The organism is Grimontia kaedaensis, assembly GCF_023746615.1.
Lineage (GTDB): Bacteria > Pseudomonadota > Gammaproteobacteria > Enterobacterales > Vibrionaceae > Enterovibrio > Enterovibrio kaedaensis.
This window is the reverse complement of sequence record NZ_CP082275.1, coordinates 3424725-3437771: the sequence shown is the minus strand read 5'-3', so window position 1 is coordinate 3437771 and position 13047 is coordinate 3424725. Positions and strand designations below refer to the sequence as shown.

At 51.9% G+C, this 13047-nt stretch carries 11 protein-coding genes; 10 read left to right on the top strand and 1 reads right to left on the bottom strand.

Annotation, left to right across the window (positions count from 1 at the left end):
• Positions 1–67 precede the first annotated feature (67 nt).
• The 7 genes from K6Q96_RS15345 (at position 68) to K6Q96_RS15320 (ending at position 7662) form a co-directional block, all read left to right on the top strand.
• Positions 68–2209: a NosR/NirI family protein gene (locus K6Q96_RS15345; protein WP_251876728.1), complete on the top strand. Its 2142-nt coding sequence runs from the start codon at positions 68–70 to the stop codon at positions 2207–2209.
• A gap of 119 nt (positions 2210–2328) precedes the next feature.
• A complete protein-coding gene (gene pqqA / locus K6Q96_RS24940; RefSeq protein WP_081796241.1) occupies positions 2329–2400 on the top strand; it encodes a pyrroloquinoline quinone precursor peptide PqqA in 72 nt (23 codons plus the stop codon).
• A gap of 102 nt (positions 2401–2502) precedes the next feature.
• Positions 2503–3420 (top strand): pyrroloquinoline quinone biosynthesis protein PqqB, encoded by a 918-nt coding sequence (gene pqqB, locus K6Q96_RS15340; RefSeq protein ID WP_251876727.1) that lies wholly within the window; start codon positions 2503–2505, stop codon positions 3418–3420.
• A 14-nt stretch (positions 3421–3434) separates the two neighbouring features.
• Complete coding sequence (gene pqqC, locus K6Q96_RS15335) at positions 3435–4193, top strand: pyrroloquinoline-quinone synthase PqqC (protein WP_251876726.1); 759 nt, start codon at positions 3435–3437, stop codon at positions 4191–4193.
• A gap of 37 nt (positions 4194–4230) precedes the next feature.
• Complete coding sequence (gene pqqD / locus K6Q96_RS15330) at positions 4231–4497, top strand: pyrroloquinoline quinone biosynthesis peptide chaperone PqqD (protein ID WP_165015652.1); 267 nt, start codon at positions 4231–4233, stop codon at positions 4495–4497.
• Positions 4469–5599, top strand: coding sequence for a pyrroloquinoline quinone biosynthesis protein PqqE (gene pqqE, locus K6Q96_RS15325; RefSeq protein WP_251876725.1), 1131 nt, complete (start codon positions 4469–4471; stop codon positions 5597–5599). The genes pqqD and pqqE overlap by 29 nt, the downstream gene beginning before the upstream one ends.
• Positions 5600–5631: 32 nt before the next feature.
• Entirely contained in the window at positions 5632–7662 is a 2031-nt protein-coding gene (locus K6Q96_RS15320) for an insulinase family protein (RefSeq protein ID WP_251876724.1), read from the top strand.
• An 11-nt stretch (positions 7663–7673) separates the two neighbouring features.
• Here K6Q96_RS15320 and K6Q96_RS15315 read toward each other — a convergent pair whose 3' ends face one another.
• Positions 7674–8342, bottom strand: coding sequence for a response regulator (locus K6Q96_RS15315; protein WP_251876723.1), 669 nt, complete (start codon positions 8340–8342; stop codon positions 7674–7676).
• Between the two features lie 313 nt (positions 8343–8655).
• On the opposite strand from K6Q96_RS15315, the gene nosP reads away from it, so the two are divergent.
• From nosP to K6Q96_RS15300, 3 genes are all read left to right on the top strand, one after another.
• Entirely contained in the window at positions 8656–9858 is a 1203-nt protein-coding gene (gene nosP / locus K6Q96_RS15310; RefSeq protein WP_251876722.1) for a nitric oxide-sensing protein NosP, read from the top strand.
• Between the two features lie 3 nt (positions 9859–9861).
• Entirely contained in the window at positions 9862–12492 is a 2631-nt protein-coding gene (locus tag K6Q96_RS15305) for a hybrid sensor histidine kinase/response regulator (protein ID WP_251876721.1), read from the top strand.
• A gap of 117 nt (positions 12493–12609) precedes the next feature.
• A complete protein-coding gene (locus tag K6Q96_RS15300) occupies positions 12610–12840 on the top strand; it encodes a hypothetical protein (protein ID WP_002539472.1) in 231 nt (76 codons plus the stop codon).
• Positions 12841–13047 lie beyond the last annotated feature (207 nt).

The following is a 13047-nucleotide window of genomic DNA, read 5'->3' as shown; positions in this document are numbered from 1 at the left end:
CCGCTTTTTTCTTTCAAAGGACGGTTGTTCTCACGCGCTTTCTGGTGCTTGAGCCTAGAGGTGTATCATGCGTTGGCGTAGTGCCCTGATTGTGTGGCTGCTTCTCATGTTATTGCCCTTCCTCTCGATGGCTTCCCCTTGGCTGGAAGTGAGCGAGGAAGCGGCATCATTGTTTCCCAGCGCCACCCGGATGAAAGCCTCGGAAGACGCGCTGCCTGTCACTGAAATCTACCAGCTCGACCAACCCATCGGCTATTTGTTTGAAACCGATAACCTCACCAACTTTCCCGGTTTCTCCGGCGATACGATTAACCTGCGCGTAGGACTTGATACAGAAGGGCGCATTGTGGGGCTGCTATTGCTCGGCCACCATGAACCGATATTCCTGCACGGTCTTGGCGAAAAGCCGCTGCTTGATTTTATCGGCCAATATCAGGGGTTGTCGTTGAAACAACAGGTGCTGGTGGGCAGCGACCAACAACGTATCGCGAGTGATGATATTGCTTACTTTGATGGTGTCACCAAGGCGACAGTGTCAGTGATGGTGGTGCATGACACCATCATCGCAGCGGCAAGGAAAGTGGCACAGTCGCGGTTGACTGGGTTTGGCACAGCAACTCAGGCGATTTTGAATACGGAAAGCTATCACCCGAAAACCCTCGACGATCTTCGAAGCGAAGGCCTGCTGTTCCGATGGCAAATGGGGAATGAAGAGGCTGAAACTGTCCTCAACACCTCACCGGACAAAATCGCCGAGGCAAGAGAAGACTCCGCAGACAAAGATGCGCCATTTTTGGATTTAACCTTTGCAGTTCTAAACCCTCCGCTGATAGGCAAAAATCTGCTGGGGGAGGAGGAATACGCCCGCATTATGGCAACACTGGAGCCGGGTGAAGTGGCAGTGCTGGTGGGCTCTCGCGGTGGCTATAATCAAGTGGCGGAAGACTTTGTGGCGGGCACTGCGCCCCAGCGCCTGACCTTGAAGCAGGAAGCCAGCCCGCTCGCCCTACGGGATGCTGATTTGTTCCACGCACAACCTCCTGCTTTTTCCGTTGCGCTTGCGCCATTCGAGCGTACCCATATATTTACCTTTTCAGACCAAAGTGGCTTCGATCCTTTGCTTCCGATCACCGTTGGAATAAATGTTCAGGTGAAAAAGAATTTTCTGGAATCGGAAACAATTGCCATTTCTACCGATTATTTACTCCCCAAATCGGTGCAAACCCCGGTTGAGCCTCCGGAGAAGCCGTTGCCGCTCTGGCAGCGTATCTGGCTGGATAGAACGCTAGAAATCAGCGTGTTAGCGGTATATTTGGTGTTGCTGACGGGGGCATTTGTCTTTCAGCACAGGCTGGCCAAGCTCGGTCAATATTTAACGCCGGTAAGATTGGTATCTCTCTGTTTTATCATTCTTTTTATTGGGTTTTATACCCAGGGGCAATTGTCGGTGGTTAACATCTACACCTTGCTGTTATCACTCTGGCAAGGCTTTGATATCCAAGTTTTTTTACTCGATCCCATGCTGTTTATTCTCTGGAGTTACGTGTTTATCAGTCTTTTTCTATGGGGAAGGGGACTTTTCTGTGGCTGGCTATGCCCGTTTGGTGCCATGCAGGAGCTGGTGGCAGCGGTGGCTGAGAAGCTTCGTATCCGGCAATGGAAGGTCGATGACGTGCTTCATAGCCGATTGATTTACCTAAAATATGGCATGCTTTTGGTGCTGGTGGGAACGTCATTTTACAGTCTCTCTTTAGCCGAAACCATGGCCGAAATTGAGCCCTTTAAAACCGCTGTTACCCTGATGTTTGAGCGCAGCGCCCCCTTTGTCATTTATGCGGTTTTACTGCTGCTGATCAGCGCCAAAATCCACAAGGCTTACTGTCGGTATTTGTGTCCTCTTGGAGCGGGTTTAGCAGTGCTTGGAAGGCTCAGGATCTTCAGCTGGCTGACCCGAAGAAAAGAGTGCGGAAGCCCCTGTCGACTTTGTGAAAAACACTGTGGGATCAACGCTATCCATAAAGATGGCGCGATAGATTACAACGAGTGTGTACAGTGTTTTGCCTGCCTGGCGATCATCAATGACAACACCCGTTGTGTGGCGGATAAATATGGCAAACGCAGACGCAAAACGAGGACGTCGGGCGAGGCGATTCCGGTTGCCATCTGTGACCCGTTGGAGAGCACTCAACAAGGCCCATCAGAGATATGAAATCAGTGTCTTAGATGAGAGAAATCATCACAAAGTAGGATTGGTAGATCCGGCGCTTGTGCATAGGCTAAATCAGGAGGCAAGTTGTGCCTCGACGTATCGGTACAAGGAGCGACAGTATGTGGAAGAAACCAAGCTACACAGAACTCAGACTCGGTTTTGAAGTAACTCTTTACATCAGTAACCGCTAAGTAGCTGACAAACGGGATGCACCTTCGCTGATTCACAGAGGGGCATCCCGTTTTTAATTCCCTGCTGTTTGTCGACAGGATAGCAATCGACGAGGTGAATGGATGCAAATTGTTGTATTAGGTTCAGCCGCCGGAGGCGGATTTCCCCAGTGGAATTGTCATTGTCGTATGTGCCAGTCGGTGCGAAATGGTACCAGTCGCGCTGAGCCACGCACTCAATCTTCCATTGCCGTGAGCGATGATGGTGAACATTGGGTGGTGATTAATGCTTCCCCCGATATCCGTCAACAAATCAACGCCTCTCCGCAACTTGCGAAAGCTGATGGCGCAAGAGGCTCTGCCATTAGCGCCGTGGTGGTCACCGATGCGCAGATTGACCACACGACCGGATTGCTCATTCTTCGCGAAGGATTACCGCTCGAGCTTTACTGCACGCCTGAAGTGGCAGAAGAGCTCAGCAGCAGCTATCCGATTTTGTCGATGATGAAGCATTGGGAAGGGGGCTACCAAACCTGTACCGTCGATATCCATTCGCGGGAAGGCTGGCGCATTCCTTCAGTGCCGAATCTCGAATTCCATCCGATTTCCCTATCATCCAATGCGCCGCCGTTTTCGCCTTACCGGAACCGTCCGCGCCCCGGAGACAACATTGGTCTTAAGATTGTCGATACCCGCACTGGCGCTACTCTTTTTTATGCACCGGGTCTGGGCGCACCGGAAGATACTGTGCTGGCTGCCATGCGCGATGCCGATTGCGTGATGATGGATGGCACACTCTGGACGGACGATGAAATGATTCGTGAAGGGCTTGGCACTTCTTTGGGCTCGGAAATGGGCCATCTTTCGGTCTCTGGCGACGACGGCATGTTGGCGCTGATGGAAGATTTCACCAAGCCGCGCAAGGTGCTCATTCATATCAATAATACCAACCCCATTCTGGATCCTGACTCGCCGCAGCATCAGGCGGTGTTGGATGCTGGAGTGGAAATTGCCTTCGACGGCATGACGATTGAGATTTGATTCTGGGAGGCGCCATGGCACAGCCAATGACACGTGATGAATTCCAACAGGCACTGCTCGCCAAAGGGCAGTACTACCACATTCACCATCCCTTTCATCAAGCCATGTACGCGGGCAGGTGCACCAAAGCGCAAATCCGTGCCTGGGTAGCAAACCGCTTTTATTACCAGACCTCTATTCCGGTGAAGGACGCTGCCATTATGGCGAACTGTCGCGACCCGGAAATCCGCCGCGAGTGGGTGCAGCGCATCCTTGACCATGACGGTCACAAGAGCCTGGATTGCAAATGGGGTGGCATTGAAGCCTGGCTGCGTTTGGCCGAAGCCGTTGGTCTGGATAGACAAGAAGTGCTCGATGAAAAATGGGTGCTGCCGGGCGTACGCTTTGCGGTGGATGCGTATGTGAATTTTGCCCGCCGGGCCACCTGGCAGGAGGCCGCCTGCTCATCACTGACCGAGCTGTTCGCACCGGAAATTCACCAGTCCCGTCTTGATTCTTGGCCGAATCATTACACTTGGATTGACCCTGAAGGGCTGACCTATTTCCGCCAGCGTCTCAGTCAGGCCCGTCGTGATGTGGAGCATGGCTTGTCTATCACGCTCGATCATTTCCAGACGGCTGAGCTACAGGCGCAAGCGCTGAATATTCTGCAATTTAAACTCGATATCCTTTGGTCGCTGCTCGATGCCATCAGCATGGCATACGAATTTGAGCGTCCACCTTATGTTGGCATTACCGACAAACCTGTCTGGCATCATGCGCTCGACAGATAATTAAAACGAGAAGACGACACTAAAGCAGGGAGGCGACATGAACAGCGATACTGTCTATCAGCGCAACAGCATGTTCCGCATGCAGTTTGAAAAAGCGCAGGACTGCCACGTACTGCTCTACCCGGAAGGGATGGTGAAACTGAGCGAAAGTGCCGCTGAGATTCTGATGCAGTTTGACGCACCAAGCTCGGTAGATGCCGTGATCTCACGTCTGGAAGAAAAGTTTCCCGGTGTGGATTTGGCTGATGACGTGAACGAGTTCGTGGAGGTCGCCCGTGACAAGAAATGGCTCGAAGCCTGTTAATCCGCCGCTCTGGCTGTTGGCGGAGCTGACCTATCGCTGCCCGCTGCATTGCGCCTATTGCGCCAACCCGCTGAATCTCGGTGATCCCGATGACGAGCTGTCTACCGACGACTGGTTCCGCGTGCTGGAAGAAGGTCGGGAGCTGGGGGCGGTTCAGCTTGGATTTTCCGGTGGCGAGCCCTTGATGCGCAAAGACCTGGAACAATTGGTCGCCCACGCCAAAGGACTGGGCTACTACACCAACCTGATCACCTCTGCGGTTGGACTTAATGAGAAGCGTATCCTGGCACTCAAAGAAGCAGGGCTTGATCATATCCAAATCAGTTTTCAGTCGGCCGACCCGGATTTAAGTGATGCGATAGCCGGAAAGCGTCACGCTTTCGAGCACAAAAAAGCCATGTTCAAAGCTGTCAAAGACAACGGTTTCCCAATGGTAATGAACGTGGTGATTACCCGCCAGAACATTGAATCGATTGAAGCAATTATGGCGCTCGCGATTGAGTTGGAAGCGGATTTCGTTGAGCTGGCCACCTCGCAATATTATGGTTGGGCGCTGCATAACCGAGATGCACTGCTGCCATCCCAACCCCAGATAGAAGAAGCCGAAGCCAAGGTGAACGCACTTCGCGACAGTCAAAACGGCGTGGGGCCTAAGTTTATCTTTGTCACGCCGGATTATCATGAATCCCGCCCAAAGCCATGCATGAGCGGCTGGGGAAACATTTTCCTCAACATTGCACCGGATGGAAAAGCCCTGCCTTGCCACAGTGCAGCGATGTTGGATTTGCCCCATCCAAACGTGAAGGAACACTCACTTTCCTACATCTGGAACGAATCAGAGAGCTTTAATCACTTCCGCGGATTTGACTGGATGCGGGAACCTTGCCGAAGCTGTAATGAGAAGGAAAAAGACTTTGGTGGTTGTCGTTGTCAGGCCATGTTGCTGACCGGCGATCCGGCGAATGCCGATCCGGTGTGCAACAAATCCCCGCATCATCACGTGATTGAGGAAGCGGTAGCGAAAGCCAATCAGGGGTGTCACAGCGCAGCCTTGGCGAGAACCGTGAAGAACAGCCAGATGATTCTGTCCGTCAAACCCTAAGTTTTGATGAACACAATGAGTGAGGAGCTGCAATGGCGAAACCGCATCCTGCTGCGCCGGATTGGCTGCTTTTGCCGCCAGATGAACAGCAACTGGAAACAGGCTGGGTTGGGTATCGTCATGTCAGCGGCGCCATGCACTGGCATCATGCCGCGTCAGATGAGGACAGATTAAGCGCAGCGATTGTGTTTCGAACGCCTGCAGATGATGACAGTGGAATCACTCATGCGCTTGAACACATGGTACTTCGCGGATCTGCACGCTATCCCGAGCCTGATACCTTTCTGACCTTGCGCGCCGAGCTGGCGCTGCTCGAATTTAACGCCACCACCCAAAAGGAAAGCACCCGTTTTCACCTTACTGGATACGACCCCCACTCGGTACTGCGGGGCATCGGGTTCATGGCGGACTCTGTGCTGGTACCGCAACTAGCCGACGATGATTTTGACGATGAAATCGTCCGTGAAGAGGGGAATGGTCACGATGGCGCGCTATATCGTGAGCTTGGCGAATACATGCGCCACGAGCGGTTCCAGCAATCCACTGAGCAAGCGGCAATGAGCGAGCCCCGTGCGCCATTATATGGCGGTATGCCTGAGACTGTGCCGCTGCTGGATATCAATGACCTTCGCCGTTACCACAACCATTACTATCGGCCCGAGTCCATGATGATCCTCACAGCCGGCAGTTGGCCCATGGTGGCACTTTGGCGGCAGATTTCCAAATCTCTCAGCAACGTTGGAAAGCCGCTGCCGGCAGAGGTACCAGAACTGTTGCTGCGGGCTGATGTGGCATCAGAGAATCACATATCCGTTGAAACCCTTTCCTATTCTCCACATTGGGCGGCGGCACTTTATCCAACGCTTTGTTCTCTGAGAAACCAGCAAATGTTGAAAACACATGGGGCGACCCTTTTGCCGCTAATTACCGATTTTCAGCCGGTACCAGCACTGCGTTTCAGATTGGATGAAAACGCGGATACTGAGGCGCTACATTGCCATGTTGAGGAGGTAGCAAAGCGCATGCCTTCACGGCGTGTTAACTGGCAATCCGGTTACTTCTCATTGCAACAAGGGCGGGACATGGTTAGGCGATGGGGAGATGGACTGCAGCGGCTCTACCATGATTTTTCAGTGACACCATTTGCCCCGCCTTATCTTAAAGGCGATGTCAGTGAGCCTCTGCTTGAAGAGGCGCAGCTTTCCATTGCCAATACCGAATGGCTTTCCCCTTGTAAACCGTTGACGCGAATGGCGATCCTCTGTCGTTGCAACGCGCGTGATGAAGAAACCAAAGCAGCACTGGAACGCTGGCTAATCCTCTGTCAACAGCGAACCTTGCGCTGGGCATGGATGCAGGGAAAACCTGTGCTGGGCAGTATGGGCGAGTGGCATTGCGCCAATGCGCTATTACTTGGATACACAGTGGACTTGCCCCTCGAGCAGGTCGATGCGCTTCGTCATTTCTGGCACAACCATCTGAGCGCTGATGAGATCAATGCACTGGACGGTGAATGGGAGCACACCCAAAACGGCATTGAGTTTTATGTCGCGCACAGCACACCTGTCTTCCGTGCTGGCAGTATCATGGCCAGCCACAAAGACGAAGAGGGCGCGATGCATGTGACGCTTTCGTTCCCACACACGGTAGAAGCAGGCGATATAGCGACTTTTGGTCAGGCAGTGATGGCGAGCGACATGGTGAAAAAACGCCGTCTCGGTGGGCGTTGCTACAGCTTTGGGGTATCGATTGATTTGATGACTTACGAACTGGCTTTTGACACAGTAGCGGACAGCGACCCAAGTGTCAGCTTTGTTGCTTTGCTCAATGCGATTGAAGGGCTAACAAAGCCAATGGAACTGGCAGAGTTGGAAAAGCGTTGTCAAGGCGGTTTGGGTTTGGTTTCAGCTAGCTACCGAAAATCCCACGCACGTTTCCACACCTCACTGTTGGAATCTGTTGGCCAGTCAACGGCGGTAGATTTTAGCGCGATAACACCCACCAGTCTGGCTGACATTGCCACTAATGTGTTGACTGCGCTTAAACATCCCACCGTGCACTGATGCCTCGAATATCAGCGTTTCAGATAGCGGTCAAAGTCGATATTGGTTACTCCGACTACGGCCTGGATTCGGTTGTGTACACCAAGCTTTTTCAATATCGCAGAGACGTGTGATTTTACTGTGGTTTCTGAGATATTCAGATCATAAGCAATCTGCTTATTGGCTGCGCCTTGCGCCATGGACTTTAACACCAGTAGTTGGCGACGTGTGAGGGTATGGAGCATTTCTGGCGAAAATTGTGGGTCTTCTTTGCGCCGGTGCGACCCTTCACTCTCACCTTCCGCGCGGATGATATCGGCAGGTAGATACACATGTCCATCCAGAATCTGTTCGAACGCTTCCCGCATTTTTTCACGCGGCGCACTTTTGGCGATAAATCCGACTGCGCCATAGGCGATGGTTTGCAGAATGATTTGCTTGTTGGTTTCCGCAGAGATAATGGCAACGGGAATCGTGGGGTGTTGGTTTCTAAGCTCTAACAAGCCTTTCAACCCAGCCATACCAGGCATGTTCAGATCGAGAAGGATAAGGTCAAGATCAGGATTTTCTTCGGTCACATCCAGTGTACGTTCAATGTCTTCAGACTGTAGGATTTCACACTCTTCGAAACGTCCGCGTATCACCGCAATTAAGGCATCGCGAAACAGCGGGTGGTCGTCTGCAACGAGAAATTTGTACATGATTCAATCCTTTTTTAATACTGCAAACACCGTCGTCCCAACGGGTTTCACATCAAAAATGACCCTTTAAGGAGTCACTAAAATAGCCACTTAGTCCCTAAGGTTTTGTGTGCTATTCAGTGTAGTGACCCTGATTCCATTTGTGGTGGTTGAGGTGTCACAATCTTGAAACTTTTGATATGCAAAGTTTGCAATTTTGTAAATATCCTTCCTAAGTATGACGTTACTCCGACCTGCGAGCGATTAAACTTAGGTCATATGCCTAACGATCAGTGGGTATGCCAAGTTGTCTTAAAAGTGAGCAGGAGAGCCCATGCCAGCACTTCAACCTTCCGCAAAACACCGTGCGATATTCAGCGCGGCGACATACCAGCTAGACGCCACTAAAGCGGCGCGTGAGCTGGCGATGCAGCTTGATGATGAAGATATCGGCTTTGTGCTTTTCTTCTGCTCCGCCGCGTATGATTTGGATGCACTTGGCCGCGAGATGAATCAGGCATTTTCCCATTGCGAAGTGATGGGCTGCACCACGGCGGGCGAATTGATGCCGTCTGGCTATGCCAAAAGCAGCATCAGTGCGCTGGGCTTTTCGCGGCGTGACTTCAAGGTCAGCGGCCAGAGGGTCTCACTTGATGGCTTCGATCTTCAGTCCGCGCAGCTTTGTGTCAGTGATCTGATGGATGCCTGCCAGCAAGATCTCAAAGCGCCCATCAACACCAATACGTTTGTGCTAACCCTGATTGATGGCCTCTCACCAAACGAAGAGCGATTTCTGGTGACATTGGATACCGCTCTTGGCCGGTTACCGCATTTCGGTGGTTCAGCCGGCGACGATGTCAATCTCGCCAATACTCATGTCTATAGTGAAGGTGCGTTTCATAGTGAATCTGCCATCGTGGTCATGTTCAACACCCATTGCCCGTTCGAAGTCTTTACTACTCACCACATTGAAAGCCTTGATAGCAAGCTGGTGGTGACTGATGCTGATTGTACCGCGCGTCGGGTACACGAGTTCAATGCCGAACCTGCAGCGGCAGTGTATGCAAGAGAAGCGGGGATTTCGCTCGAAGATCTCCGTCCTGAAATCTATGCCCTTCATCCCCTTGCGGTGCTGATTGGTGATCAGTACTACGTCCGCTCTATTCAGAAAGTAAACGAAGATTTGAGCCTCGATTTTTACTGCGCAGTAGACGACGGGATTGTAGTGACCGCTATGCGTCCGGGCGATTTGTTTGCCGATATGGACGCCAAACTTGCTGCGATTCAGTCACGCATTGGTGAGCCTGAGCTCACGTTGGCTTGTGATTGCTTTCTCCGCCGCCTTGAAATCGAACAGAAGATGATGCGTGACAAAGCCAAAATGATGTTCCGACGATTCAACTTCGTCGGCTTCAACACCTATGGCGAACAGCTCAATGGCATACATATGAACCAGACGCTGACAGGGGTGATGATAGGTAAACCGCCCGCTCATCCGCCCAAAGTGTCGCTAGCAGTTGAGCGCAAGGCAGGGTGATCAGTGGCTGAAAAGGACTTGTCGCTAGAACAGCAGCTCGCTGCGCTCAAGGAAGAAAACGCGCGCCAGAAAAAGATGATTGATGCCTTGGTAAAAAGGGTTGAGCAAGGTGGCAGCGGTCAGGTAGACGCCTGGGGGGCATTTCAGCACTCCGTGGTGCTCGCCGATCAGGTGCGCGAGAAAACTGAAGAGCTTAATCACGCGCTCCACTCCATTGAGTCCACCAACCGCCAGTTAACGCAGGCCAACCAACATGCCGAGCAGGCGCACCAGCGCTTTATCGATGCTATTGAGTCTATCTCAGACGGTTTCGCACTTTATGACCCTAACCGCGAACTGGTGTATTCGAACAGCCGCTTTCAACGCTATTGGCAGGACAATGCCATTTCCCTCAACACGCCATCTCTGACGCCAGAAAAAATCCAGCAACTCGCTAGAGATCGTGGTCTGATCGTGCGTGAAGTCGCGGGCAACCGCAATGGCCATACCCTGAAGTTGCAAAATGGCCGCTGGCTGCAAATCAAGGAACGCCGAACCAGTGATGGGGGCGTGGTAATGCTGTATTCAGACATTACCCAGCTGAAACTGGCGGAGACTGCGCGCTTTGAAGCGGCAATGGCGGAGAAAAGCCGCATTCTGCAGAACATGGTGGACAACCTGTCGCAGGGTGTGTTGATGGTCAGTGAAAGCGGTGAAGTGCAGGTATTCAATCAGCGTTTCCTCGATATGAGTGGCTTTGAACAATCCCGATTGATTGGGGCGCAGATTGAACCTCTGACCGAAGAGTCACCGGTGACGCTTTGGCGTATTGGCCGTGGGGGAATTCGTCCGCCGGAAGGGATTCGGGTGCAAACCCTGCCCGATGGCCGCGTGATTGAGGTGCGTAGCCACGCGATGGAAGATCAGGGTTACGTCAACACCTACACCGACATCACCCAGCGGTATCTCGACGCGAAAGAATTACGTGAAACCGAACAGTGGCTAAGGCTAATCACTGATAACGTGCCAGCACTGATTGCTTATGTTGGCGATGACCTTCACTACCAATTCACAAACCGTGCCTATGATGAATGGTACGGCTTTCCGCGGGGTGAGCTGATTGGTAAACATATCTCGGTATCCCGCCGTTCATCAACGTTTGAGGCGTTGCGCCCTTACGTCGAGCGTGCGCTTGATGGTGAGTCTGTGGTGTTTGAAATCGAAGAGTTTAATGCATCTGGTGACGCACGCTATGTGGTGAAAAGCTATGTGCCGAACCAGGCTTCGAACGGAAACATTACCGGACTGTTTGTACTCAATTGGGACATCACCGAACGCAAACAAAACGCCGAAGAGCTTGAGCAGGCCTATCAAACCATGGAGCTACGCGTTCAGGAGCGAACGGCGCAGCTGCAAACATTGAATGATCAGCTTCAGGGTGAAGTGGAAGAGCGTCGCGTTATCCAAGAGCGTCTGCTGGAAACCAAGAAAGAAGCCGAACGGGCAAACCTCTCCAAAACCAAGTTTCTTGCCGCGATCAGTCACGATTTGCTGCAACCGCTGAATGCCGCGCAGCTCTATCTCGGTTCTCTGCTGAGCCATCGTATGTCGCCATCCGCGAGAAAACTGGTTAGCTCATTGGCGCACTCGCTGGAAGATGTTGAGTCCCTTATCACCACGCTGGTGGATATCTCCAAGCTGGATGCCGGAGTGGTGCGGGCTGACAAGCAGTCTTTTCCGGTCAGCGATCTGCTCGATAACATTGCGGATGATTTCAGTCATGCAGCGGAAGGTACCAGTGTAGAAGTGCGCTATGTGCATAGCTCGTCCTACGTTTATACCGACTCACAATTGCTGGCGAGGATTGTCCGTAATCTGATGACCAATGCCCTTCGTTACACACCGAGCGGGAAGATTTTGTTGGGTAGTCGCCGCTGCAAAGAGGGGCTTCGCATCGAGGTGCTGGATACAGGGGTTGGTATTCCTGAAGACAAAAAGAATGAGATTTTCCAGGAGTTCAAACGCTTAACCGCTAAGCAGGATGAAAGCCATACCCAGCTTGGTTTAGGGCTGGCGATTGTAGACAAGATTGCCAGTGTGCTGGGGCATACGGTAACGGTAGATTCTGTACCGGGCGAAGGTTCGCGATTCTCTGTGTTGGTGCCTTATGGCAGACCGGAGACACAAAGTATCCGTAACGTCGAATCACTGGTTTCTGATAACAGCGTGGTGCTTCAAGGTACGCGGGTCTGGGTCATTGATAACGATCCGAACATCTGTCGCGCGATGGAAGAATTACTGCAACGTTGGGGCTGTGAAGTGACCTGCGCGGGTTCCCTTGAAGAGCTGCAAATCAGCTGCGACACAGTGCAGAGCCCTGTTGAGCTGTTGATTGCTGATTATCACCTCGATAACGGCATGACAGGATTGTCGCTGGCAAAATCCATCAACCAGCAACGTATGCAGAAAGTACCTACTGTGATTGTCACTGCCAACCGCAGTGAAGAACTTCAGCATCAGGCGCGGGATTGCGGCTATTTGGTGATGCACAAACCGGTCTCGCCAATGCGTCTGAAAATGACCATGGTGCACCTTCTCACGGGCGATCAGGCAGATCCCATTCCTGCGAGAGTGGGAGCGTCTCACAATCGATAGATCCCGCTGTGGCACATCGTACGGTGCGGGTCTATGCTTTTCCTAACGAAACGTGTGGTTATTGTTACGTTTGTTTCGACGTAACGCGTTGATTTGGCAAAGCAGCAGGAAAGTGCGATGACAAAATCAGAACTTCGTAATCTCTATTCCCAGCAAATGTTAGTCGAAGCCGTGGTAGAGCCATCACTGTCCAGTGATGGTTGGATTGTTGAATTCCGTCATGCCCGTGGCGGATTGGTACCTTTAACGGATGGCAACGGCATTGAACAATGCTTCGGTGATGTCGATATGGCCACTGAAAACGCGTTGGACATTGGCTTTCACCAAGTGAGAATCGTCGACGCCTAAGCGCACGGCCTTCCCTTCCTGCAAAAATCTTTTGCTTAAGTTCTTTCCGGAATCACCCGGCTGTAGGCTGGGTGTGTGGCTTGCTGTGATTTTGTAGTGATCTCAGTTATTCAGCTTTCAGGCATCATTCCTTATACCTGTGTGATCTAACGCAAGGTTATAAAACATGCATTTCTATTCTTTCTAGTTATTACGGCGAATAGCTAA